We start from the raw sequence: 25,445 nt of genomic DNA on the forward strand, positions 1-25,445 counted from the left end.
TAGAAAAAAAGCGGGAGGGTCAAAGAGGCTATTATTTTTCGCCGGAGATAGTTCGTTTGAACGACTCGTAGATCGCCATGAAATGCGGATTGTCAAACCGGGATATTAGTTCAACCGAATAAGCCATACCTTCTTCGTCGATACCAAGTGGTACATTAAGTTTGACAAAGATTTCGGCTTTGTAGCGTCCGAACCAACGATCAAATAATTTTCGGCGTGAATCAGCCTTAGAATCGGAGTCATCGCAGATATAAATAACGACCCGCTTGTGAGCTTTAAAAAAATCGGCGACGATTGATCGAATCGTCGCCGACATGAGTGCATCAACCGGTGGTAGTTTGGGTTCGTATGGATTGTAGGTCAGTACAATGACCATTTCGAAGACAAGAGCTTCAAATTCTGGATTATCGACTAAATAACCGCTAGGCTTGAATTTGATTTCATATTCTGCTCCGAAGCGCGTTTCAAAAATGTAAATTGACTGTGGGCCACCAACAAACGTAAAATTATAACTCGATAATGGTTGTTCCACGTTCAATATTGCGTCGTTTTAGTTCTTCAAATGCAGCTATGATCATTGGGTCGGTTTTCGCTTCCTCTATCATTTCCTGCTGCTCTTTCCGCTTTCGGGCCATCCAGGCACGGGCGAATTCCAGCCGGTATTGTGCCTTGGCTTGTTCGTCGGGAGTAAGCGTTTCGGTGTTCATGGCGTTTCCTGTCTATATGCCAAATGTAACGTTTTTTGATAAAATGATGTTCCTCGCAATTTTATCAGGTTTGTCGCTCAACTAGCACACCTTTTTGGCAAATCACGCAGTTATTGTATGATTTGCAGAGGCTAGAGTAAACGTTATGCTCCCTTCGTTTGGAGCAAACCCGTTTGTAGCATCGGTACATCGGGAACAGAATGGCCGTCGCTCAGGCGAATTTTTTCAATTTCACGTACGACATCAATGATACCTTTGAGGGGAATTTTTACCCAGGCCGGTCGGTAGCTGATTTCGTAACCTAACTCATAGACCGCCTTTTCGAGCAGATAAATCAGAAGCAGAAAATTGATTTCACTGTTGTTTTTGAATAGTGGGTGCGGTGCTCCAAAAACATCCAGATAGGCATCCAGAAACGTGTCGCGAATCAGATAAAACCAGCGATCCGATACCCGCTGCAGATGGTCAGGATCAAGATTGTCAGTTTCTGTCGAATTGAATAATTTGGCCGATACCGCATAATGATACGATCGAATCATTCCCGCCACATCTTTGAGGGGTGAGTGCTTGATTTTTCGTTCGGTAATCGTGCTTTCTGGCTCTCCTTCGAAGTCGATAATCACAAAATCGGTGGCTGTGGCCAAAACCTGACCAAGGTGATAGTCGCCATGAATCCGGATGCGGAGTGAATCGAGCGGGCGGGTCCGGAAGTCGGCAATGAACGTTTCGATCATTTCTTTAGCTTCCATAAATACCCATGCCAACCGCTGTGCCAGCGGATCGAGTTTGGTGTAATTGTCAATCAATAGCGCATAGCGCCGTTCGAGCAAATCTTCGAATCGTTTGATCAAAAACGCACGATACTCATCGGTGAAAGGCTCTGGAGCAAATGCTAGATCGGCGGGTTCGCCTTCCCGAGTCGGTTTGTATAGGGCGCAGTGCATTTCTCCCGTTCGCTTCCCTAACAATTCAACTTTATCAAATACATCTTCTCGAATGGCAAACATGCGCTGGGGCACACCATACAAAAAATCATTCAGATAGTCACCCGTTTGCATCCAGGAGTCTTTATCATTTGGGACCATACGCTGTACCATCCCCAGCGTTACATCGGGCCGAGCTGACCCGTCGGCATTGGTCTGTTTCCAGATAATGCTGCCTCCAAAGGCAGGAATGTGGGTAAAGTTGCTTTCGTCGGTCAAAAACGCGACCATGTCCACTTCGGGGTTGGTTTCCTCAAAGAGTTTACGATAGAGTTTTAAGAAATACTTATCCCCAAAGGTCATAGCCGAGTTGCTCGAATCGACCGGTAATACCCGCGATGTCAGGTTGTCGTCGCCTTCTTCTAGGCCTTTGCCCCGGTGAAAAGCCAGTTTTCCGGTGGCTTGTGGTATAGTTTGATTCTGATAAATCGCTGTAAATAAGACCTGCCGAAACCGTTCATCGTAAATGGCATCAATTAAAAGTCCGGCTTGTCCATCTAGCTCCAATTCGCCGATACGGCCTTTTTGAGGAATCTCCGCTAGCTCTTCAGCGCCTGTTTTTGTGAGAAACGACACCGGCAAGAGATAATGTTCAGGAACGCCATCAGCATAACTGGCTTCCAGAATTAACAGGAACGATACATCACCATCGGGTAGAAGTAATGAGTGAATCGTTTGTACCGAAAAACCGGTTTGCTGGCGTGCTTTTCCTGCAAACCAACGGCATGTATTCACATAGGGTGGTAACAGGGTTTGGGTCAGTATTGTCCAGAAAGCGGTATCGGAGGCAGTTTTAGGCCAGGCAGTTGAAGAAGGTAAGAGGTTTGTTGTAAGCATGTAAGGACGGCATGATTGGTAGCCGGAATAAATCAGTTTTACGAAAAATGGTGTAATCGATAGTATGTAAACTTGTTACAGTCAAAAATTTCCTGAATATAGAACAAAAAAATTGATGCGATGGAAGGCCAACTGCGATTCAGACGAGCAATAGATCAATGAATAGTACGGATATGGGATATGTTTTTAACCGATACCTAAAATTAATTGTATCTTGATCTTTATAGACGATAATTTGAGCTGAACAGCACAACCTTGTCTTATAAGAATGCCTAGTTTTGTTCTATTAATCAATGAGTTGTATTTTAAGGCGAGACAATGATGACTGTATGCGACTTCCTGAAATACTAACCAGATATAGACAGGTTTCTTTAGTTGTCCGAACCATGAACATACGCAGGCAATCACCATCGGGTTGGCTGAACTGCATATTATTGGGTTTATATCTACTGATAAGTTGCCAATCTCAACAGAAACCCGCCGATAGCTTACCTACTTCGATCGTTATCTGTCGGACGGCCCCGATGGACAAAGCCTGGTATAGTTCCGGCAAAAAAGCCCTGCTTTTCGAGGGATTAGGCAATATAAATTTCCCCATTACTACCCGAAGTTCTGACGCTCAACGGTATTTCAATCAAGGATTGATGCTGGCTGTAGGGTTCAATCATGCCGAAGCAGCTCGTTCATTTTACGAAGCGACCCGGTTGGATTCAACCTGTGCTATGGCATACTGGGGCTTTAGCTATGTGCTGGGACCAAACTATAATGCGGGTATGGAACCTGATAACTACGAGCGAGCGTATGTTGCTATCCAGCGGGCGATTCAATTGTCGGGAAGTTGTACCGACAAAGAAAAGGCACTGATCGCTGCGTTGGCGAAGCGCTATCCAGCTAAGCCCGTCGATGACCGGAAACCCTACGATCTGGCTTATTCTAATTCCATAAAACAAGTTTATGAACGGTTTCCTGACGACGCGGATATTGCCGGTTTTTATGCCGAATCGTTAATGGACCTACATCCCTGGGATTTGTGGGAGAAAGATGGGCGACCGAAGCCGTGGACACCCGCTATAGTTTCGACTTTGGAGAAGTTAATGGCACGTAACCCTGAGCATATTGCGTTGAATCACTATTACATTCACGCGGTAGAAGCCTCTCAAACGCCAGAACGAGGGTTAACGAGTGCAAAAATACTTGGTAAGGTAGCGCCAAAGGCCAGTCATTTAGTACACATGCCATCGCACATTTACATCCGAACAGGTGACTATCACGAAGGCTCATTAGCCAATCTGTTGGCAGTACGTGTGGACAGTACATACCTAATGGACGTACATGCACAAGGGGCTTTTCCACTGGCCTATTTTCCGCATAACTATCATCTGTTAGTCGCTACAGCCACGCTTGACGGGGATTATACTTGGGCAATGAGTTCCGCAAAAAAAGTGGCCGACAATACGAATAAAACGTTGATGGCCGAACCGTCCTGGTGCTTTCTTCAGCATTTCTACACCATTCCTTATTACGTGGGCATTAAGTTTTCAAAATGGGACGAACTACTTCGATTATCCAAAGCTGACACTGTTCGATTAACCTATCCGATGGCCATACGCCACTACGCCCGCGGTCTGGCACTAGCTGGGAAACAGCAACTCCCGAAAGCAAAACTGGAACTGCAACAACTTGATAGGCTGGCGACTAATGTGGATATGGCTAAACTAACTGTCAGCCCTATTAACTCAATGCGTTCCATTCTGGAAATTGCCCGTCGTGTGCTTAGGGCCGAAATCCTATCGAATGAAGGTCAATTAGAGAGTAGCATTAACTTGTTACAGGAAGCTGTTGCGCTGGAAGATGCCTTAGGCTACGATGAACCACCCGATTGGTTCTTTTCGGTACGTCATAACTTAGGCGCCGTTTTGCTGAAAGCCAAACGGTATAGTGAAGCAGAAGCGGTTTTTGCTAAAGATTTGACAGTATTTCCGCGCAATGGCTGGGCGTTGTCGGGCCTTTATCAAGCGCAACTGAGTCAGGGCTTTACCGAAAAAGCGCAGCAAACAAATGCTTTATTGACTAAAGCTTGGAAATGGGCCGATAAGGACTTGAAATCAGGCAAAACGAGCCGCTTATAAATTATGGCTGGTTCAGACTGGTATCAAATCAAAACCCGTCCTCAGTCTGAGGACGGGTTTTGATTTGATGGTGAACGGTGAAATTTAGTTAATCGAAATAAGGCGGCTAGGCGCACTGGGTTGATTCGTTGAGATGGTCACTGTTTGAGTGGTTGTTTCCACCCCATTGCTCACTTCAACCTGATAAACCCCGTCGGCCAGTTCACTCAGATTCAGCCGTACTCGGTAATTGCGTTCGTTTTTGCCGACATGTTGCGTGTACAATACTTTTCCATCAGCTCCTTTTAGGCGAACATCAACAGCACCGCCTTTTTCTTTGTCCAACGCAATGTTCAGTTGGCCATTTGGAGTCGAGTAAATCCCGGTTTTATAAGCTGCTGCGGTAGTTGGTCGAGTGCCTGGGTTTGTATGGGCGAATGAAGCGGCAGAAGTAACGATACCCAAAGTAAGAGCTACTGCGAGCGATTTGATGAGGGTTTTCATGGGGTTTATGCGTTTATGTTGTTGTGTACTGTTCTAAGTTGTTGTGTACTGTTTAGCGGGGTTTTTCCCGATTGATGAGTCAAATGTATGGGTAATAGCTGGTACTATGTATAGCAAACTACTGGAACGGTTAGCCAACTGGATGAGTGGTGGGAAATAAGGGATGATTGAGGGAATGGTACAGGCTCGTTTTGGTTATGAACGAACTGAATAAGCCGTATGCAGTATTCTATGGAGCTTTTTGTTGGCGAATTCTAACTGGTCGTAGCTAATCGCTTTAAAAGAAAAAGAGTGGAAGACACAAACACCGTAGTGCAGTATGTCTTCCACTCTGGAAGGATAGGCAAAAAAAGTCCCCAACTTGAAAGGTGTTGCCCATTAGGAAACATGTTCAGTTGGAGATTCGGCTCACTACTTAAAAATGGTGTGGATAGAATTAGTTAATATGTGGATAGGTTAGCTTGAGCTATCAAATTTCGCCTGTTATCCTCAGACGGGCTTTCTGATTTGGGTCAAATTCTATCGTATTGGGGACATTGGGGCAATGAAAGCCGTGAATAGGACCGACTAAGCATTTTTGTCGTGGCTAGCAATAAACTCTGTTGGCGTTTTTTGGTAGAATTCTTTGAAAACAATAGTGAAATGGGATGGTGTTTTAAAGCCAACCAGATAAGTTGTTTCAGTTACATTATGGCCTGTCCGTAGTAAGTCGGCGGCTTTGCGTAATCGATATTGACGAATCAGTTCGTTGGGGGCTAGTTGAACCAGACTGTGAATTTTACGATAGAGGGTTTTGCGGCTCATGGCCAACTGATCGGCTAACCAGTCGACATTGAGCGATGAATCGTCGAGGTGATTATCCAGTAACTCGTAAACCCGGTGCAAAAATGGGTCTTGCGTTAACTCAAGTGGAGTAGGCGTATCGGGTAATGTAAATTGCCGACGATACTGATTCTGGAGTTTCTGCTGGCGGGTAATCAGATTATTTAGTCGTAGATGGAGTTCATCTAAATGAAAAGGCTTGGCTAAGTAATCATCAGCGCCTTCCTGTAAACCTTCAATACGGCTAAGATGAGCTGCTTTGGCCGTTAGTATTACTACCGCAATATGATCGGTATCGGGATGGTTTTTGATGAGTCTTGTTAACTCATACCCATCCATTTGGGGCATCATTAAATCCGTAATGACTATATCTGGCAGTTCTGTCTGGGCTTGTTGCCAGCCGATTTCGCCGTTGACTGCGCTTAGCACCTGGTAGGTATCTGCCAGTTCCATGGTCAGGAACTCGCGTAGTTCGACATTATCTTCAACAATAAGTATGCGCGGGGCATGGGCGTGTTCGTCTCCTATTGGCTGATTATCGGCCATAGTAAGTGTTGAGTCAGCTACTCGTTCTGGAATAATTTGTTTGCTGTCACCCAAGACTGCCTTAGGCGCTTCAGCATTAGTTGATAAAGGCATAACCGGCAAGGTTACAATGAATGTAGTGCCTGCGCCTGGTTGGCTCTCAACCTTGATTTCACCATCCAGTAATTCGATCAGTTCCTTCACAAGCGAGAGCCCAATGCCAGTACCTTCATAAGCGCGGGTAAGTGAGTAATCGACCTGATAAAAGCGGTCGAAAATATGCGGAAGGTTTTGAGGGGAAATGCCGATGCCTGAATCGGCTACACTGATCTGCACACGAGAAACTTCGCTTGTTGTCGGCACAAAAACGGAAGTGAGTGAAACCGTTATATGTCCTCCTGCTTCCGTAAATTTCAAAGCATTCGAGAGAAGATTTATCAGGATTTTCTCCCATTTATCCGCATCGAACAATTGCTCTGGTAGAAATTCGACGGCTGTATAGTGTAGTGTCACTCCCTTTTGTTCGGCGGCCTGTCGGAATGATTCAACCAATTGGTGAACAAATTCAGGCACTTCGCCCCGCATTAACGAGACAGACATTCTATCGGCCTCTAGTTTCGACAGATCCAATAGTTGATTGATGAGCCGAAGCAATTGATTCGCGTTTCGCTGTACTAATGTCAGGATCTGACTGGTTGAGGTGTCAAGTTGATTTCCTTTTAAGAGCTTTTCGACCGGCGTTAGAATTAGAGATAAAGGTGTGCGTAACTCATGGGTAATGTTAGAAAAAAAACGAGTCTTTAGCTCATCAACCGCTTTGAGCTGTTCAGCTTCCCGGCGATTAAACTCGAATTCCTGCTGTTGCCTGATCCGGTTTGTATAAAACCGTATATAACTCCAAATAGCCCCACCAAATAGCAACCCATAAATGCAGTATGCCCACCACGTTGCCCACCAGGGAGGTCGAATAACAAGACGGATGGTGTCTCCTTTTGTGTTCCAGATGCCATCGCTGTTGGCAGCCTTTACCCGAAACGTATACCTCCCTGGCGACAGGTTTGTGTAGTTGGCGAAATGACGATTACCACTTTGTACCCAATTTTGATCTACACCAATCAACTGATAAGCATACTGGTTTTGCTCAGGAAGGGCATACGCCAGTGCTGCAAACTCGAACGACAGGAAGTTTTTATCGTGATTTAAGGTAACTATGCTGTCGGTGAGTAGCCGGGTTTTATCCATTATCTTCAGAGCCGTGATATAGACCGGAAAGGGCCGTTTATCGTCTCGGATGCTGGCTGGATTGAATTGAACAACCCCATTTAGGCTGCCAAAAAAGAGTTGGTTGTTTTGCTTGAAGACGGCGTTCGACAGGAAATCATTACTAGGTAGGCCACTGCTAAGCTCGTAATTGCGAATTGACTTCGTGCGGGGATCAATACGACTAAGTCCTTTATCGGTACTAAGCCAGATATTCCCGGCATTGTCGCTGGTAACACCGACAACGTTGTTCCCCCGAATACCGTCCTGTTTAGTAATGGCTGAAAAAAGACCAGTCTTGGGATCAAAACGATTTACCCCGCCCAGATGTGTTCCAATCCATATGATTCCGTCTTTGTCTTCGTAAATTGCCTCAACTTCGTTACTGGTTAATCTGCCTTTGCCCCCCGCCGTATACCGTATAAATTGACCACTTTCTGGCTTCAGGCGGCAGATCCCCTGTCGTTTTATTAATACCCATATATCGCCCGTTCGGCTTGCCAGTAGCCCATTTACGTATGGATCTGGCAACGTAGTCGTATCGCCTGATCGATATTTATAATACTTGTATTGGTGTGTATGAGGATTGAAGGAAGCAATGCCCCCTTCGCCCCCAAGCCAGAGGCTGCCCGTTGACGCAAGACTCAGAAATTGAGCCGGCACTTCAGATGGGTAGCTGGTATAGGTTCCTGATGCCTGATCGAAGTGATATAATCCATCTGTAGTACCTAACCAGATACCCTCAGAGCCATTTGAGAGAAAGGCACAGGGGTAATTTTTGTGCTGACCAACAGATCCCAGCGCTTTAGGTGAGACTTCCTCCGCAGTTTTTTTGCCACTTATTATTCGATAGACTGCGCTTAAATTACTGACCCAAAGCTGACCGTAACTATCGTTCAATACGGCGTTCACTCTATTTTCGGGTAAGTTTGCATGACCCTTATTGGGTGTTACCTGATACGTCTTAAACGGTTTTATTGTAATGGCCTGTCGGTCAATTCCGTTATCGGTGCCGATCCAGAGAATGCCCGCCCGGTCGTGGTAAACAGCCTGGGCATTATTGCTGCTGATGCCTTTTGAAATAGTAGGATCAGGCCGATAGGTGAAAACCTGCCTGCTGGTTGGCTCAATTGCCTGTAGACCTCTGGTGGTGCCTACCCAAATGATTCCCTGTGCATCCCGATGAATCGAGTTCAGAAACACAAATGAATTAAGCTGCCCACCTGGATTATAGGGTACCAACTGCCAGGGTTGGTGACGCAGATCGAGCTGAAATAAGCTATAACCAGCCGTTGCTGTACCAAGCCAGAGTACATCCTGATCGTCCTGATACATGGAAATAAAGGCAGGTTGTGATTCCGTTGGCGCTTGAATAAATACTGGAATAAATCGACCTGTTGACCGGTCAAAGAGATATAGGCCTCGATTAGTTGCTATCCAGAAACGATGCTGACGATCTTCAAAAACGGTTTTTAGGGGTACATTAAGCTGAGGCCCCGGATAGAGCGTAAATGAATGACGATCAGGCTCGTAACGGGCCAGGCCCGCAAAGGTGCTTATCCACAATATTCCACGACTATCTTCATAAATGGAGACCTGGTTATTCCAACGGTGAGCCTCGCTGGCCTGAATAAGGTGTGAAGTGACAACGCCCGTTTGTTTATTGATCTCATGTAATCCACCACCTTCTGTTATAGCCCATAAGCGGTTTGAATGGTCTTCGCAAAGTCCGGTAATGTTGCTGTTTTGGAGACTATGGGTTGGATTGTTCGGATTGGGTTGCCAAACGGTGAAAGTGTTGCCATCATATTTATTTAAGCCCTCATTTGTTCCAAACCACATGAACCCTTCGCTATCCTGCAGAATACAGTTGACCGAATTATTAGAGAGTCCTTCTTTAGTGGACAAATGCTCAAATTGATTAATGATTGGCGGGCTCTGCGCCTTGTTTATGTGTTTACTATCAGGCAAATACGTTTGTGAAACCCCTTGTGAGAAGGGAATTAAAAAAAGTAAAAGCAGGCATGGGCGTACCATTAAAGTGAGCAATAGAATTATTCATACCAAAACTAAGAAGAGCCGGGCTATTTACTCATTGCCTTCTCTTTTTTAGTCATCGTTACGCATAAATTGGTGAGTTGTCAGGTCTTTCCTAAGACGGTATGTTGAGCATTTCGAGATTTAACCAGTGCTTTTCTATATGTAGGCTTATGAATGACTAAAAATCCTCGCTCAGTCTCACTGGGCGAGGATTTTTAGTCGTAGTGAATGAAGGATTTAGTTAATCGAAATAAGGCGGCTAGGCGCACTGGGTTGATTCGTTGAGATAGTCACGCTCTGGGTGGTTGTTTCCACCCCATTGCTCACTTCAACCTGATAAACCCCATCGGCTAGTTCACTCAAATTCAGCCGTACTCGGTAGTTGCGTTCGTTTTTGCCGACATGTTGCGTGTACAATACGTTGCCATCAGCTCCTTTTAGGCGAACATCAACAGCTCCGCCTTTTTCTTTGTCCAACGCAATGTTCAACTGCCCATAAGGGGTTGAATAAATACCGGTTTTATAAGCTGCTGCGGCAGTTGGACGTGTGCCTGGGTTTGTATCGGCGAATGAAGCGGCAGAAGTAACGATACCCAAAGTAAGAGCTACTGCGAGCGATTTGATGAGGGTTTTCATGGGGATTATGCGTTTATGTTGTTGTGTACTGTTCTAAGTTGTTGTGTACTGTTTAGCGGGGTTTTTCCCGATTGATGAGTCAAATGTATGGGCAATAGCTGGTACTATGTATAGCAAACTACTGGAACGGTTAGCCAACTGGATGAATGGTGGGAAACAAGGGATGGTTGAGCAAACGGTAATTGAGTTGATTTATGGAGAATAATAATGGCTAATTTTGAAGAGCTAATCGTTTGCCTCTATTATGATTGTATCCAACGCTTCAAGACTTCATATAACTCCCGCTATTTTTTACCCTTTTCCTGGTCTTATCGCAGCAGAGAGTACCAGGCATGGGGGCGTTAGTCCGGTTCCATTCGCGTCACTGAACTTAGGGATCAATACGACCGATGGGCCGTCGAATGTAAATGAGAACCGTCGTCGATTCTTTGAGACCATTGAAGCTTCAACAAACCAGTTTGCTTCGTCGCACCAGGTGCATGGGACAGACGTTTTGCATGCCACAGAAGCCGGTCGTTTTGATGGCTACGATGCACTTATTACTGATAAGCCAGGCTTACTGATTGGCGTAACGGTTGCCGATTGCGTACCGATTTTAATTTATGACCACGAGCATAAAGCTGTGGCTGCCATTCATGCGGGCTGGCGAGGAACGGTTGGTGGTATTGTAACGAAAACACTTGATCGAATGAAGCAGCAATTTGGAACTTCTGCCGAACACTGCTATGCGTATGTGGGGACGTGTATTGACGAATGTTCGTTTGAGGTAGGCCCAGAAGTGGCCGAGCAATTTGAGTCAGAATTGAAACGTGTTGATGCTGAAACAGGCAAAGGATATATTGATTTAAAACGGGCCAATACGAAACAACTCACTGCATTTGGCATCCCGTTCGCACAAATTGGTGTTTCGCCTTTTTCAACGGTTCTACATAACACTGATTTCTTTTCGTACCGGGCGGAACAGGGGCAAACCGGGCGGATGCTGGCCGTGATTGGACTGAAAAGCTGAACAAAATAGCCTACCCGCCGTTATATACCTGTTTTAATAATCACTCAACGCTTAATAATCATGGGAATCTTAGTATCAATTCTGGTAGGGGCTGTAGCCGGTTGGCTAGCCGACCTCGTGTTCAAACGGTTTTCGTTTTCATTATTCGCTGAAATCCTACTCGGTATTGCCGGAGGATTTGTAGGCGGGTTGATTTTTGGTAGCGGTGGCAGTGTCATTGATCAAATCCTCACCGCTTTTGTAGGTGCTGTTATTATTCTTGGTATTGCCGCCCTGATCAAAGGACGTAGTAGTACAGTATAAGTCAGAACCGGGATTTAGCTGATTTAGGGATTGAAACTGATTTTGTTTTAATAGATTCGCTTCAATGAAGCGCAAAGCAAAATCAGTTTCAATCCCTAAATCAGCTAAATCCCGGTCTATTTTAGTATCTGCCTCGAAATCACCAGTTTCTGGATTTCACTAGTACCTTCCCCAATCGTACAGAGCTTGGCATCACGGTAGAATTTCTCCACTGGGAAATCTTTCGTATAGCCATACCCCCCGAAAATCTGTACTGCTTCATTGGCTACCCGCACCGCTGTTTCCGATGCAAATAGCTTCGCCATTGCTGACTCTTTCGTAACCGACTTGCCCGCATCTTTCAAATCGGCTGCCTGATAGGTTAAGAGCCTGGCGGCTTCAATCTCTGTAGCCATATCGGCTAATTTGAAGCTGATCCCCTGGAAATTGGCAATGGGTTGCCCAAACTGTTCACGTTCCTGTGCATAAGCTAGGGCAGCATCATAAGCACCATAGGCAATGCCCAGACTTAGAGCTGCAATTGAAATGCGACCGCCATCGAGGACTTTCAATGACTGGACAAATCCATCACCTACGGCACCCAACCGCTGACTGTCGGGAATTCGGCAGTCCTGGAACAGCATTTCTGCCGTTTCTGATGCCCGCATACCTAGTTTATCTTCTTTGCGTCCGACCGAAAAACCAGGTGTGTTGCGCTCTACAATAAAGGCCGTTGCATTATGCGGTGTATTGGGCTCGCCAGTACGGGCAATTACGACTGCCAGATGGCTGCTTTTTCCATGAGTAATAAAGTTTTTCGCTCCGTTTAGTATCCAATTATTCGACTCATCGCGAACGGCTGTTGTTCGCATATTTCCGGCATCGGAGCCCGTATTCGGTTCGGTTAGTCCCCATGCTCCCAGCCACTCGCCGGTTGCCAGGCGAGGTAAGTAGGTTTGTTTTTGTTCTTCGCTTCCAAATAGCAGTATATGATTGGTACACAGAGAATTATGGGCTGCCATTGACAGTCCAACAGAGCCGTCCACGCGCGATAATTCAACAATAGCTGTTACGTATTCACGGTAGCCTAACCCTGTTCCTCCATAGTCAGCAGGCACCAGCATACCCATCAGACCTTGCTCACCTAACTGGCGAAAAAGATCAATCGGAAAATGCTGATCTTCGTCCCATCGCCGAATGTTTGGGCGAATAAGTCGCTCGCTCAAATCACGTACCGATTGGGCTATTAATTCTTGATTTTCTACAATTTCGTTCGTCATAAATGAAGGCCACCTGATACTGGGTGCGGATAGTAATTTCGATAAATTCCTGATTAACTCCAATCTTTTTTTGTCGGGTGCAATAACCATTCCTTTTCGCTACTAAACCTAAATTTAGAAACGGTATATTGAGTTAATATTAAATTTAGTAACTTGTAATAGTCTATTATTGATAGATAGTTTCATGATTTTACAATAAAGTAAATTTAGAAAGCTACCACCCTTAGCGATCCAATTCACCAACCGCTAAGTCACAATTAGTTGGGTGGTATAGGTGGTTATTGAAAAACTCCTATTTTTGTGAAATCGGGTAATTAAAGGCCCCTATGTAAACAAACTATTTTTTTTAGAATACCTAGATTATATAACTATATGAAATTAGCAGTTGTTGGAACCGGATATGTAGGTTTAGTTACGGGTACGTGTTTTGCTGAAACAGGCAACCAAGTCACATGTGTTGATATTGATGTGCGAAAAGTTGAAAAACTGAATAATGGAATCGTTCCTATTTACGAACCCGGTCTTGAAACCTTATTTCACCGGAACGTTGAAGAAGGCCGGTTGTCTTTTACAACAAATCTCGAAGAAGGTATCAAGGGCGCGGAGGTGATCTTCCTGGCTTTACCAACCCCTCCAGGTGAAGATGGCTCTGCCGATTTGAAATATATTTTGAAAGTGGCAAGCGACCTAGGCCCGATCCTGAGTCAGTATGCAGTTATTGTCGATAAAAGTACTGTACCTGTTGGCACAGCGGAGAAAGTTCATGCTCATATTGCCGACAATGCCAAGGTTGATTTCGACGTGGTATCGAACCCGGAGTTTTTACGGGAAGGCGTAGCTGTTGAAGACTTTATGAAACCTGATCGTGTCGTGATCGGCACCAAATCTGATCGGGCGAAAGCCGTAATGAATCGGCTTTATGCTCCGTTGGTTCGGCAGGGAAATCCCGTTATTTTCATGGACGAACGTTCGGCCGAAATGACTAAATATGCTGCGAATGCGTTCCTGGCTACGAAAATCACGTTTATGAACGAGATTGCTAACCTGTGCGAACGGGCCGGTGCTAATGTCGATGATATTCGTCGGGGTATTGGTACCGATAGCCGCATTGGCAAGCGTTTCCTATTTGCGGGCATCGGTTATGGTGGGAGCTGTTTCCCGAAAGATGTACAGGCACTGGCTAAAACAGCCAAGGATTTCAATTATGATTTCAAAGTATTGAAATCGGTAATGGAAGTGAATTACCTCCAGAAAACTAAGTTGTTGCCTCAGATTTTAGAACATTTTGGTGGAAATCTGACAGGAAAAACGATTGCTATATGGGGGTTGGCGTTTAAGCCTTATACCGATGATATTCGTGAAGCACCAGCTCTGGATAACATCCGGGCATTGCTCGATGCTGGCGCGAAAGTGACGGTTTATGACCCTGAAGCAATGGACAATGTACGGGAGCAAATTGGCAATGCAGTTACCTATGCACATACTCAGTACGCTGCTCTAGATGATGCTGATGCGCTGGTAGTCATTACCGAATGGCCGCTGTTCCGTACCCCCGATTTCGACAAGATGAATCTGCTATTGAAAAATAAATTAATTTTCGATGGCCGTAATGTATACGAACTCGACCAGATGCGCGAGCAAAATTATACCTATTATTCTGTAGGCCGCGAGCCCGTTTTGGCTCCGGTAGAACAGAAAGCCTAATTACTTTAGACATATCGCAGAGACACAGAGGTAAAGCGCTGTGTCTCTGTGTTTACTACTTTCCTAAGCAGTATATGAAGCGCGTACTTATTACCGGTGGAGCCGGATTTTTGGGGTCGCATCTTTGCGATCGATTTATTAAAGAGGGCTATCATGTGATGGCAATGGATAACCTCATTACGGGCGACATCCGTAATATTGAGCATCTCTTCCATCTGCCAAATTTTGAGTTCTATCATCACGATGTATCCAAATACATCCATGTGCCGGGCGAATTGGATTATATTCTGCATTTTGCCTCTCCAGCCAGCCCAATTGACTACCTCAAAATTCCGATTCAGACGCTGAAAGTAGGTTCTTTGGGTATTCATAACTGCCTTGGTTTGGCACGGGTAAAAGGAGCCCGGGTGTTGATTGCATCTACGTCAGAAGTATATGGTGACCCCAATGTCCATCCGCAACCCGAAGAATATTGGGGTAATGTAAATCCAGTAGGGCCTCGGGGGGTATATGACGAAGCCAAGCGCTTTCAGGAAGCTATAACAATGGCTTACCACACCTATCATGGTCTGGAAACACGAATAGTTCGGATTTTTAATACGTATGGTCCGCGGATGCGCCTGAATGATGGTCGTGTATTGCCAGCCTTTATTGGCCAGGCACTGCGGGGTGAAGACCTGACCGTTTTTGGTGATGGGAGTCAAACACGCTCGTTCTGTTATGTAGATGATCTGGTTGAAGGTATCTATCGACTGCTGCTAAGCGATTATGCATACCCAGTCAATATTGGTAATCCGTCGGAGATTACGATTAAGGAGTTTGGCGAAGAGATTATCAAACTCACGGGTACAACTCAGCAATTGATTTTTAAAGAGTTACCTACCGATGATCCGAAACAACGCCAACCCGATATTACTAAAGCTAAGGCTATTTTGGGATGGGAGCCTAAAGTGCCCAGAGAAGAAGGGTTAAAAGTAACCTACGATTATTTCAAAAGTTTGCCTCAGGAAGAACTCTATCGGGCAGCTTACCATCGCGAATTTGTTAAGCAGAAATAACGTTTGCGGTTACTAAAAAATTGCCTAATTTTACTTCAGTAACTGCCTTGGCAGTACACCTTTAGCTGTCTAATAAAAACCTGCGAGCCCTATGGCCTGCAGGTTTTTTTGTTGGTGTCAATCAACCTAATTGACAGATACTGATTGGGGTATTAGCAACGGCAGCGTAACCTTAAACCAGCCATCCTGTTCCTCAATACGTGGGGCAGGTTGGTTCAATAGCCGGTATTTGACCGCTATATTCGATAAGCCTACTCCATTCGATTCAACTAGCAGCGTTTTTCGTTGCAGACTATTTTCAACAATCAATTGCTGGTCTGTAGTAGTTCGAATACGAATTTTGAGCGGATTCTGGCTAAGGACTACGTTATGTTTGACGGCATTTTCGACCAGTAACTGTAAGGTAAGCGGGGGTAGCATAGCTTCCTTATATGCTTCATCGACCAGCACTTCCAGGCTAACTGAGCGACCAAAACGAGTTTTGAGGAGATGAAAGTACGAGTTGATGAAGCGTAATTCGATAGCCAAGGTGGTCAATTCGTTTTCGTTGCTACGTAGCAGATAGCGGTAAACGTTCGATAGTTCATCGACAAATTCGCCGGCTTGAGTGGGGCTCTCATCAATTAATGAGGAAAGAGTATTCAGTCCATTAAACAAAAAATGGGGATTGATCTGGCTTTGTAGGGCCCTCATCTGCATTTCCGTCTTTTCCTGTTGCATACGCTGTAAGGCCAGATCGGCTTCAAGAAATTCGCGGTGGTGTTGCTCGCGCTCACGTTCCAGTTCTTTTTCCAGGACTGCTTTATTGACCGCTTCGCGTCGGTGCCGATACGAAATACCCAGCGCAAAAAAGATTAAATCCAGCACCACGCCTGTCTGAACAAATAAGTCGGGATGTTGCCAAAACGGTAGTTGTAAGTTGAGGCTAGGTGAGCGTACGAGTAAAATAAACGTTATCGCATGATTGATTAACAAGGAGGCAGTTCCGGCAACAAAAAAGCGTGCGACTACATCTTTCGACCGGAAAAACGAAAATACGATATAACCTCCCACGCCCAGTAAGGCAAACCGAACGGGCTGAAGCAAGATGGTGTGTAGTTTGGTCTGCCAGAAATCGGTAAACAGGTAGATATACGTTTTGACAACGCAGTAGGCAATCAGCAGCCACTGCACCATGGCCACCCAGCGCAGAAACTTGGGCCTTTCTCGAAGGTTCAGGAAAATCTTAGCTAATTCGAGATAAAGAATGTAACCCGTATAAGAGAGGATGAGTTTGTAGAAATTGGCAATGTTGTAGGGCAATAAGAAATGATTGATGGTGAAGTAAATCGCCCATATTAACGTGTAGATGGAGTATATACCATAGATACGCTCCCGGTACATGAACCACTGAACCGAATTAGCCAGTAGCATCGCCAATACCATACCCAGAAAGAGTGGAGACCAGGCTTCGTACGTCATTAATCAAGTAAAAGAAGTTCTCAAGAGGATAAACAAAGATACGAAAATCAACCTGTACTAATTTAATGTGCCCTATTTAGTGGATAAGACGCTACACGAACGGTTCTATGGTAGGCTGAATCGTAGTATAGTCTTAACATCGGTGCCGAAAAATTAGAATCACTTCACCTGGTTTCCTTCACAGTTCAGGATGCTCTTTAGGCAGTTCACACAAGGGGAGCTGGCTTACTGGGTAGGGGTTGTTGTACGTTTGTAGTGTTCCTCAGAAAAAACGAAAACAACAACTACAAAATGAAGACAATTACTCAATTCACTGCCTTAGTATTGGCCTTTACACTCTCCATAGGCTCAACTTTGGCTCAACAACCTGTTCGTCGTCCAGTTACTAAAACCGCAACCCGGCCTAATTCATCCGCCACCGGTTCCTCAGTGAGTCAGGCGAAAAAACCGACTGTTGCCACTACAGCCACTGCCAAACCCCAGCCGCAAATACAGCAAGCACCGGCTCCAGAAACCAGTCAGGCTCCAGTTGTTACACGTCAGGCCGAAGCTCGTCCACAACCAGTTGCTCATACGGCGCCTTCCCGCACTTATGCAAAGCCTTCCCGTAACAGTATCAGTCATCCATTATATCTGAATGCTGGCGTTGGTTTGGCAACGTACTACGGTGGTGGCTTTCCAATTGGCGTATCGCTGGAAGCAGGTGTGAAAAATAACTTTTCGGTAGGTGGCTCGATCGACTATTTCCACTACAACTATGGTTACTATTCTGGTGGGTACAACTTCGTTTTGGCAGGTGTCCGCGCTTCTTACCATCTGGGCGACGCCTTTGGGGTTCAGGATGCTAATTTTGATCCATATATCGGGGCAACATTAGGTTTCCGTTACGCTCGTTATAGCGACTCGTACGGCTACAGTTACAGCGACTATGGCAGTGGCTACAACAGTGGCTTATGGCTGGGTATTCATGTTGGTGCCCGCTACTTCTTCAGCCCTAAAGTTGGTGCGTTTGCCGAAGTCGGTTATGGTGTTTCAGCGCTGAAACTAGGTCTGGCAGCAAAATTTTAAAACGATACATTTCCTCAAAAACCAAAACAACAAAGACAATGAAAACAACACGACAAATTCGCACTATTTTCCGCACCGAGCGGGCTCGATTATTGGGTGTGGGAACGGCAGTTTCCCGTCCAGTACGACGGACCGCCGTCTACTAAACAGATTGCTAATGATAGTAGTAATCCGACACCAGATCAGACAAAACCACAACCAGTTGCTTCAGTAGCTTCGGGTTGTGGTTTTTAGTTTTAAGCCAACCCGCGTTTACTTTATTCGTAAGAAGCCTAAATGACACCCTTCGTAGCAGGACTGATATAGTTTAAGCGTATCGTTGCGGAGATAAACTCGTTCATAATAATCAGTTGTATTGGGAGCAAAGTGGATAAGGACCATCTGATTCGTGGTGTCAAGACGAAATTGGCTAAACGTCTGATAGGCTTTTAAGTCATCACCCTGCGCCTGCATATGGCCATCGGCTGCGAACGTCAGGGTTTGTTCGGGTTTGGATGGGATCTTGTCGATAATATAGCCAGCTCCTGGTGAGTATCCTCTTTCGGCCAATAACCATGTTCCAGGTAATCCATCTCCATGCACAGGCGTCACAGAATCATCCGATGTTTTGTCGGAATGGCAATTCACTAGCGTAGCCAATAGCATCAGGACAATCAACCAGCGGGTCATGAGTTTTCTATTTTTCTGATAACGACTCCCCTGACTACCAAAAGGTTCGAATCAACTTAGTTTTGTGTAAGGATTATTACTTAGTGTACTAATTATTATTAGGCTCATTATAAATAAATTAATGGTGAGTAAATTGAGGTTAAATTTTTATTAAAGCTGCCACATTTTTTGGGACAGTAGCGTATAGCTTCTTGAAACCTAAAATGATTTTTAGTCCCCTAAACGGATAATCCAATGAAGAAACTGATTGTAACTAGTTGTGTGGTAGCAACGTTGCTGGGCGGATATGCCTGTACGAAGAGTTCAGACCTCTCTCCTGACGACACAAGTGCCGAAGCTCGTACGTCATCTGTCTCGTCAGGTTCGGCGACCGGACCTCATAGCGGAACAGGTACACCTCCGCACAGTGGTACTGATACACCACCCCATAGTGGGACAGGAACTCCTCCTGGTGGTCCTCATAGTGGTACCGCTACCGGACCTCACAGTGGTACTGATACACCACCGCATAGTGGTACCGACACTCATCCGCATAGTGGAACCGGAACACCCCCCTATAGTGGCACAGCTACCCCTCCGCATAGTGGCACTGATACCCCTCCGCACAGTGGCACTGATACGCCACCGCATAGTGGAACAGGCGGCCCCGGAGGTCCTCCTCGTGGTCCGAAACACGGTTAAACTACCTCATAAAAAAGTCAGCCTCATTCGAATGAGGCTGACTTTTTTTATACACCGACTCTGGACGGAATTACTCGCCAAATAAACTGTGCCAAACACCTTTAGCCTTTTCTTTGGCCACTTCAATCTGAAGGGCCGCTTCGGCTTTTAGTTCGTCTAATTTGACCTGTGCCGCTTCTAGTTGTACGGCTGCTTCGGCTTTCATCTCGTCGAACTTATCTTCGGCTACATCCGACAGTTCATCCGCTTTGGCAGAAGCTGCGGCAAAAGCCGTTTCGGCTTGAGCTTGCAGGTTGGCTAAATTCTCAGCGGTCGATGCTTTAGCCGCTTCGAAATGTTCCGTTGCTTTCGCTTTAAGCCCGTCAATATCAATGTCCTTCCCAAATTCCTGCGCCTGAGCCACTAATTTATCTTTCAGTTCGTCGAGTTGGGTAGCGGCTGAGTCGAGGTGCTGGCTCGCTTCGGTTTTAAACGCTTCGAGTTTCTCAGCAGTTGTTGCTTTCGCAGCCTGCACATCGGCAGCAGCTTTCGCTTTTTCGTTGTTTTCCATAGAATTTATTCGTGGGATTTTGGGTAAAGTTGAGAAAATTGGGGGAAATGCTACCTAGAATGGGAAGAAGGGTAAAATGAGCACGAAATGAGGTCAAAATCTTATTTCTTTCTTGATTATCCCTTTGGCTGATCAGCCTCCCAATCGCCGAATTATCAAACTATTGACTAACTCAAAAAGGTTAGCTGGTTTAAGCGTTCGCCAGTTGGCAATGTCGAGCGTGCCACCGAAATTGATGTAATAATCGAGATGGTATTTCTTCCATTCGCGTTCGATAAACTCCGGTGAGTGAATGGCCGCAATCCAACCATCTTCTACATCCTCAAACCATTCTTCATAGTAACTATCGTCGGAACCGTGGAAGTTGAGAATGTTCTCACTAATCAGGATAAAGTATTTGATTCCTTCCTGCACAAGTGGGTCGATAACCTGGCGCTTCAGGTACATGATGTCGTTGTGCAGGGTATCATTCCACTCGCCAAATAATTCGATCACTACATACTGCCGATCATAGTTGGCAAACAGTATCTTGCAGTACAATGTTTCGGAACCTATATCGTCCCAAAGGGGATGAATGTAGTAGCCGTAAATCGTGTTTTCGTACTGCTGCATGTTGTATTCACGCTCATAAAACGGCGACTGTTCGTCTTCCGACGCGGTGTAATACTTCTCCCAGCCGTAGAAAGGTTCAATATCTTGCATAGGTTAATGAATTGATAAATGACCGTGCCACCGGTACAGTGAATAGGTGAGTTGAAGTTATTCGCTCGTTCTCTCATTTCCTCATTCACTTAGTATAAAAAACATAACGTTAACGTATGCGCGATTGTTGAGGCAGATAATGGGTATGTTTACGCCATGAAACCCGTTAGCAAAAATATTCTGATTACTGGTGTCTCAACGGGTATTGGCTACGGTGCGGCTAAATACTTTCTCCGGTGTGGTTATACCGTTTTCGGGAGCGTTCGAACGCAAACAGATGCCAACCGCTTGCAGGCTGAATTTGGTGAGTCATTTACTCCACTGCTGTTTGATGTAACGGATGCCGAAGCCGTAACGAAAGCGGCACAATTCCTAACGGAACGACTAGCTGGCAATGGTCTGGGCGGTCTAATCAACAATGCTGGTATTGCCATTGGTGGGCCACTACAATACCAGCCAATGGACGTTTTTTGGCACCATTTCGAAGTAAATGTGTTGGGCTTAGTTCAGGTTACGCAGGCATTTTTGCCGCTGCTGGGTGCTCGCGACAACCACCCGGTTCAGCCGGGCCGAATTCTGAATATTAGTTCGGTAAATGGGCAGGTTGCTATTCCGTTTATGGGCGCGTATGTTGGATCGAAACATGCCGTTGAAGGCTTGTCGCATAGCCTGCGTCGTGAATTGGTCTTATTGGGTATTAAAGTGATTATTATAGGTCCGGGGGCGGTTAAAACACCGATCTGGGGAAAAGGCACGGATATGAGCCCTTATAAAAACACGCCTTATTACCCAGCTATGCAGCGATTTTTGAAACAGGTCGAAGTATCTGAAAGCAAAGGTTTCTCAATCGACTATCTTGGCGAACGCATCGTGAAAATTTATGAAACCGATCGACCCCGCGTGCGCTATGCCCTTGTGCCTGGTAAGTTTATGGGCTGGATTTTGCCCCGGCTCTTACCCGCCTGGGTATTGGATTGGGTGCTGGGACGAATTAGTGGATTGCGAGAGCCGAAATCGTCGTAACATAAAAAGTTAGTAAGTTGTGAGTAGGTAAGTAGTAGGTGGCTGACGCTAAAGCAATTCATTTACATCAGCCACTTACTACTTACCAGCTTACAACTTACTACTCACAAACATGCTTAAACCCGCTTTTCAAAAAGACGAAGCCCTTTTGGCTGATATCGAAGCTTCTCGAAATCAGTCTGATACCTTGCATAGTTGGTGGCTTGGCCAAAGTGGATTTTTACTTCAATACAACGGCAAGCATCTGCTGTTTGACCCATACCTTTCAGATTCACTAAGTCGGAAATACGCCAATACCGATAAGCCGCATGTGCGAATTTCAGAGCTTGTAATCGATCCCGCTCGCTTACCAATGATCGACGTTGTTACGTCGAGCCATAATCATACTGATCATTTGGATGCCGAAACGCTGTTGCCACTTATGGCGGCTAACCCAAATTTACAGTTTGTAATACCCGAAGCTAACCGCACATTTATTGCTGATCGACTTAAAACAGATGCGATCTGGCCCATTGGCCTGACCGACGGGCAGACAGCAACGGTTGATGGATTTGTGTTTCACGGCGTTCCGGCTGCCCATAATGAACTCGAACGGGATGCCGAAGGGCGTTGTAAATTCATGGGTTTTGTCGTAGAAGTGGGGCCTTATCGGATTTACCATTCTGGCGATACACTCTGGTACGAAGGCATAGTAGATATCCTGCGACCATTCAATATAGACGTTGCATTTTTACCCATCAACGGCAATAAACCCGAACGACGGGTAGCTGGTAATCTCAACCCCGACGAAGCTGCCCGATTGGGTCGCGAGATAGGGGCCAGGCTGGTTATCCCGCACCATTACGATTTATTTGAATTCAACACGGCTGATCCTGCCGACTTTGTGAATGCCTGCAAGCAGTATGGCACGCCTTATCGTGTCATGCAGTTGGGTGAGCGGGTAAGTATAAGTCGGTAGATGTATAGGGCAGAACCCTTTAGCCTATTGACGTGGTCTAACCAAAACGCGATGAAAACCTGCCTGCTTTTCTGCTTATTATTAACTAGCCCACTGCTGGCGCAAACGGATACAACCCAGCAAGCTGCGCTGAATTTTAAGATTCAGGTGGTTGATAACCAGATCAGTATTGGCTATGGTATGGCCATTGGCGATGTGGATGGCGACAAACAACCCGATATTCTGCTGGCTGATCAGAAAGAGATTGTCTGGTATAAAAATCCTAATGCAAAAGATGGGCAGTGGAAACGGTACGTTATGGCCGCAAACCTGACACCGCAGGACAATGTTTGCATTGCCGCTCGTGACCTCGATGGGGATGGTCTTATGGAGGTGGCCGTTGGCGCAGGCTGGAATCCTGCCGAAACGAATGATAGTACGAAGTCGGGTGCTGTTTTCTACCTCATTCGCCCACAGGACCCTACCCAGCGTTGGGAACCCGTGCGATTGCCACACGAAGTGACAACCCACCGAATGCGTTGGGCCAAAGTCGGCAAAGATAATTATCAACTCATTGTTGTGCCTTTACATGGGCTGGGGAATAAAAACGGAGAAGGTAGGGGCGTTCGAATTTGGGGGTATGAATTCCCGAAAAAACCCAAAGGTGCCTGGAAACGACACCTCATCGATTCGACTATGCACTTGACCCATAACTTCGAGATTTGGGAAGATGGGGAAAATGGTTCAGCTACAGGCGTTATTGTTGCTAGTAAAGAAGGAGGAAATATTTTCCAATGGCGGAAAAAGAAATGGCAGCCTGTCGATGATGAATCGGCGAGCAATTCACTACCCTTACTAACCAATGATGTCGCTGGCATTGGGGAAATCAGGCGATTGGATAATGGTAAGCGCATTGCCACCATTCAGCCTATGCATGGAAATTTGCTACAGGTAGAAAGCGGATTCTATTCGCTACGAAAACCCCGGAAACTGGCTGGCGATAAACAAATCGATGTTTTGAGCGATATGCTTAATCAGGGGCACGCGCTGGTTTGCGGAGATTTTCTTGGTTTGGGGAGCGATCAGATTATAGCGGGTTGGCGAAATCCCAATGCCTACAAAAAAGTCGGAGTTAGGCTGTTTAAACCACAAGAAGTCAAGAACTGGAAAGGGTATCCACTTGACGATAGCGTTCGTATGGCCTGTGAAGATCTGCAAGCTGCCGACCTTGATGGGGATGGCGATTTAGACATCATTGCATCAGGCCGAGCCACGCTTAACGTATTGATTTACTGGAATAACCGAATACCATGAAAATGTTTCAGGTTCCAGGTTCAATGTTGTATAATCTGGAACATTGAACCTGGAACCTGAAACTTAACGTCCCAATTGTCCCGCCAGCGATTGTAACGCTGAGGATATGGCTTCAAGCCGAACAGCCATGTCTCCTTCCGATCCTACGTGAGTACTGAACTCAATAGTTTGCGTAGCTAACGTATCGAACAATTGGATCAGCTCTTGTGTATTGATCTGATTGCTTTCCAGTTGTGTTTTCACCTGTTCGAGCGTATTGGTAATTTCCTTCGCGTTTTCGGTTTGACGGAGTTGGACAAGCCACTGATCAATAATATCTAATCCACTTTGCGGTATGGCCGTTGTTACTTCGCTCTCCAGAACATCCATTGTTGAGTCGAGGAGATCTGCGGATTCTTCGGGAGTCAGCATATTAAATCTGGTTAGTGAAGCTACGCAACGCTGTGGCCAATTGCTTAAGCTGTCTTTCCGTGGTGGCGTCGACAGATGGTTCGTGCGAGAGAGCCAGCGTATGGCTAGCCATGCTAAGTAGCCAATGACGAATTTTTTCGCCATCAGGATGGCCTGTTTTCAAGTGATCCCGCAGGGCTGTGACTTCCGCCAGAATACGTTCGGCACCAACATCGCCGGGCAGGGCATTTAGCCAGCCTTCAAGTAATAAAATGCCTTGTTCGGCTGTAAGCGTGGCATGACTGCCATCGCCCAAAGCACCTAACGTATCGTTGAGCATCCGGTGCTCAAGTGTGGTTCCGGTTCCTTCCATGTTATGTAGTGAATTATAGTTTTGTATTTGTGGTCTATTAGACGGCAAACACAGGGCTACGTTATGATTTACTGCCGAAATCTCGTAGAATTTTTGATAAACTCTCCAATCCACCTGTCCAGGTGCCTTCAGAGTCTGCATCTTCGGCTACTGCCTGTGTTTTATCGGCTAAACTTAATAACAGATCTCGGATGTATTGGTCGTCGGGTGGAGTGGCCTGCAAGGCTGTGCGAAGTTCGCCAAGCTGGCCTTTAATCTGATCGATATTAGGATCGCCCTGTAACGCCTGAAGCCAGCTATCGAGCAATTTGATCCCCTGTTCAGGCGAAATAGCCGCTATATGGCCATTATGGCGGAATGCACTGAGTGTATTGTCGAGCGCCTGCTCTTCCAAATTGTTTGATCCCATCGTCGCTAAATTTACCAGCCAACTGGTTTGCTGTTCTTAAAATAACCCGGTCGCGGGCGGTTTGTTTGCCGATAAACCAGAAAGCAATCTATGCGCGAAAGTCACCTCTAGAA

At 45.8% G+C, this 25,445-nt stretch carries 25 protein-coding genes; 11 read left to right on the forward strand and 14 right to left on the reverse strand.

Translation table 11 applies throughout. The annotated features are described in order from the left end of the window. Positions 1-31: 31 nt before the first annotated feature. From GO755_RS42035 to GO755_RS23295, 3 genes are all read right to left on the reverse strand, one after another. Positions 32-532, reverse strand: a complete 501-nt coding sequence (locus GO755_RS42035) for a DUF6169 family protein (RefSeq protein WP_157587701.1) — start codon at positions 530-532, stop codon at positions 32-34. Beyond that, entirely contained in the window at positions 507-707 is a 201-nt protein-coding gene (locus GO755_RS23290; protein WP_157587702.1) for a hypothetical protein, read from the reverse strand. Before GO755_RS23290 ends, GO755_RS42035 begins: the two co-directional genes overlap by 26 nt. 143 nt (positions 708-850) lie before the next feature. Next, positions 851-2,527 carry a putative maltokinase gene (locus GO755_RS23295; RefSeq protein WP_157587703.1) on the reverse strand — a complete coding sequence of 559 codons (1,677 nt, stop codon included), beginning with the start codon at positions 2,525-2,527 and terminating at the stop codon, positions 851-853. 386 nt (positions 2,528-2,913) lie between these two features. Between GO755_RS23295 and GO755_RS23300 the strand changes: the two genes are divergently transcribed. Further along, positions 2,914-4,656 carry a tetratricopeptide repeat protein gene (locus tag GO755_RS23300; protein WP_227687056.1) on the forward strand — a complete coding sequence of 581 codons (1,743 nt, stop codon included), beginning with the start codon at positions 2,914-2,916 and terminating at the stop codon, positions 4,654-4,656. Between the two features lie 84 nt (positions 4,657-4,740). Here the strand turns inward: GO755_RS23300 and GO755_RS23305 are convergent, their stop codons facing one another. From GO755_RS23305 to GO755_RS23315, 3 genes are all read right to left on the reverse strand, one after another. Next, on the reverse strand, positions 4,741-5,139 hold the full coding sequence (locus GO755_RS23305; RefSeq protein ID WP_157587704.1) for a T9SS type A sorting domain-containing protein: 399 nt from the start codon (positions 5,137-5,139) through the stop codon (positions 4,741-4,743). 567 nt (positions 5,140-5,706) lie between these two features. Beyond that, entirely contained in the window at positions 5,707-9,654 is a 3,948-nt protein-coding gene (locus GO755_RS23310; protein ID WP_227687057.1) for a hybrid sensor histidine kinase/response regulator, read from the reverse strand. Positions 9,655-10,023: 369 nt separating this feature from the next. After that, entirely contained in the window at positions 10,024-10,422 is a 399-nt protein-coding gene (locus tag GO755_RS23315) for a T9SS type A sorting domain-containing protein (protein WP_157587706.1), read from the reverse strand. A gap of 43 nt (positions 10,423-10,465) precedes the next feature. Between GO755_RS23315 and GO755_RS23320 the strand changes: the two genes are divergently transcribed. Genes GO755_RS23320 through GO755_RS23330 form a run of 3 tightly spaced genes read left to right on the forward strand, consistent with a single transcriptional unit; the run spans position 10,466 to position 11,734 of the window. Continuing rightward, positions 10,466-10,627, forward strand: a complete 162-nt coding sequence (locus GO755_RS23320) for a hypothetical protein (RefSeq protein WP_157587707.1) — start codon at positions 10,466-10,468, stop codon at positions 10,625-10,627. 39 nt (positions 10,628-10,666) lie between these two features. Next, the gene (gene pgeF / locus GO755_RS23325; RefSeq protein ID WP_157587708.1) at positions 10,667-11,431 is read left to right on the forward strand and encodes a peptidoglycan editing factor PgeF; all 765 of its coding nucleotides are present in this window, start codon (positions 10,667-10,669) and stop codon (positions 11,429-11,431) included. Between the two features lie 60 nt (positions 11,432-11,491). After that, the gene (locus tag GO755_RS23330) at positions 11,492-11,734 is read left to right on the forward strand and encodes a GlsB/YeaQ/YmgE family stress response membrane protein (RefSeq protein ID WP_157587709.1); all 243 of its coding nucleotides are present in this window, start codon (positions 11,492-11,494) and stop codon (positions 11,732-11,734) included. A 116-nt stretch (positions 11,735-11,850) separates the two neighbouring features. On the opposite strand, the gene GO755_RS23335 is transcribed toward GO755_RS23330, so the two are convergent. Further along, positions 11,851-12,993, reverse strand: a complete 1,143-nt coding sequence (locus tag GO755_RS23335) for an acyl-CoA dehydrogenase family protein (RefSeq protein ID WP_157587710.1) — start codon at positions 12,991-12,993, stop codon at positions 11,851-11,853. Between the two features lie 372 nt (positions 12,994-13,365). On the opposite strand from GO755_RS23335, the gene GO755_RS23340 reads away from it, so the two are divergent. Together GO755_RS23340 and GO755_RS23345 are read left to right on the forward strand one after the other, a co-directional pair. Beyond that, complete coding sequence (locus GO755_RS23340; RefSeq protein WP_157587711.1) at positions 13,366-14,697, forward strand: UDP-glucose dehydrogenase family protein; 1,332 nt, start codon at positions 13,366-13,368, stop codon at positions 14,695-14,697. Positions 14,698-14,771: 74 nt separating this feature from the next. Continuing rightward, complete coding sequence (locus tag GO755_RS23345) at positions 14,772-15,755, forward strand: UDP-glucuronic acid decarboxylase family protein (protein ID WP_157587712.1); 984 nt, start codon at positions 14,772-14,774, stop codon at positions 15,753-15,755. 126 nt (positions 15,756-15,881) lie between these two features. Here GO755_RS23345 and GO755_RS23350 read toward each other — a convergent pair whose 3' ends face one another. Continuing rightward, positions 15,882-17,216 carry a sensor histidine kinase gene (locus tag GO755_RS23350; protein WP_157587713.1) on the reverse strand — a complete coding sequence of 445 codons (1,335 nt, stop codon included), beginning with the start codon at positions 17,214-17,216 and terminating at the stop codon, positions 15,882-15,884. Positions 17,217-17,507: 291 nt separating this feature from the next. On the opposite strand from GO755_RS23350, the gene GO755_RS23355 reads away from it, so the two are divergent. Continuing rightward, the gene (locus GO755_RS23355; RefSeq protein WP_157587714.1) at positions 17,508-18,284 is read left to right on the forward strand and encodes a hypothetical protein; all 777 of its coding nucleotides are present in this window, start codon (positions 17,508-17,510) and stop codon (positions 18,282-18,284) included. Positions 18,285-18,536: 252 nt separating this feature from the next. On the opposite strand, the gene GO755_RS23360 is transcribed toward GO755_RS23355, so the two are convergent. Continuing rightward, on the reverse strand, positions 18,537-18,953 hold the full coding sequence (locus GO755_RS23360; protein WP_157587715.1) for a hypothetical protein: 417 nt from the start codon (positions 18,951-18,953) through the stop codon (positions 18,537-18,539). A gap of 234 nt (positions 18,954-19,187) precedes the next feature. Here GO755_RS23360 and GO755_RS23365 point away from each other — a divergent pair, with 234 nt between their 5' ends. Next, on the forward strand, positions 19,188-19,634 hold the full coding sequence (locus GO755_RS23365; RefSeq protein ID WP_157587716.1) for a hypothetical protein: 447 nt from the start codon (positions 19,188-19,190) through the stop codon (positions 19,632-19,634). A gap of 70 nt (positions 19,635-19,704) precedes the next feature. Here GO755_RS23365 and GO755_RS23370 read toward each other — a convergent pair whose 3' ends face one another. Together GO755_RS23370 and GO755_RS23375 are read right to left on the reverse strand one after the other, a co-directional pair. Next, on the reverse strand, positions 19,705-20,184 hold the full coding sequence (locus GO755_RS23370) for a hypothetical protein (RefSeq protein WP_157587717.1): 480 nt from the start codon (positions 20,182-20,184) through the stop codon (positions 19,705-19,707). Positions 20,185-20,316: 132 nt separating this feature from the next. Continuing rightward, positions 20,317-20,886, reverse strand: a complete 570-nt coding sequence (locus GO755_RS23375) for a hypothetical protein (protein ID WP_157587718.1) — start codon at positions 20,884-20,886, stop codon at positions 20,317-20,319. 156 nt (positions 20,887-21,042) lie between these two features. Here GO755_RS23375 and GO755_RS23380 point away from each other — a divergent pair, with 156 nt between their 5' ends. From GO755_RS23380 to GO755_RS23390, 3 genes are all read left to right on the forward strand, one after another. After that, entirely contained in the window at positions 21,043-21,909 is an 867-nt protein-coding gene (locus tag GO755_RS23380; RefSeq protein ID WP_157587719.1) for an SDR family NAD(P)-dependent oxidoreductase, read from the forward strand. 112 nt (positions 21,910-22,021) lie between these two features. Continuing rightward, the gene (locus GO755_RS23385; RefSeq protein WP_157587720.1) at positions 22,022-22,867 is read left to right on the forward strand and encodes an MBL fold metallo-hydrolase; all 846 of its coding nucleotides are present in this window, start codon (positions 22,022-22,024) and stop codon (positions 22,865-22,867) included. A gap of 51 nt (positions 22,868-22,918) precedes the next feature. Then, positions 22,919-24,160 (forward strand): FG-GAP and VCBS repeat-containing protein, encoded by a 1,242-nt coding sequence (locus GO755_RS23390; RefSeq protein WP_157587721.1) that lies wholly within the window; start codon positions 22,919-22,921, stop codon positions 24,158-24,160. Positions 24,161-24,223: 63 nt separating this feature from the next. On the opposite strand, the gene GO755_RS23395 is transcribed toward GO755_RS23390, so the two are convergent. From GO755_RS23395 to GO755_RS23405, 3 genes are all read right to left on the reverse strand, one after another. After that, entirely contained in the window at positions 24,224-24,571 is a 348-nt protein-coding gene (locus tag GO755_RS23395; RefSeq protein WP_157587722.1) for a hypothetical protein, read from the reverse strand. A 1-nt stretch (position 24,572) separates the two neighbouring features. Further along, positions 24,573-24,923 carry a hypothetical protein gene (locus tag GO755_RS23400; protein WP_157587723.1) on the reverse strand — a complete coding sequence of 117 codons (351 nt, stop codon included), beginning with the start codon at positions 24,921-24,923 and terminating at the stop codon, positions 24,573-24,575. A gap of 61 nt (positions 24,924-24,984) precedes the next feature. Further along, positions 24,985-25,332, reverse strand: coding sequence for a hypothetical protein (locus GO755_RS23405; RefSeq protein ID WP_157587724.1), 348 nt, complete (start codon positions 25,330-25,332; stop codon positions 24,985-24,987). Between the last annotated feature and the right edge of the window lie 113 nt (positions 25,333-25,445).

The sequence above is a fragment of the Spirosoma arboris genome, assembly GCF_009754945.1.
Classification (GTDB): domain Bacteria; phylum Bacteroidota; class Bacteroidia; order Cytophagales; family Spirosomataceae; genus Spirosoma; species Spirosoma arboris.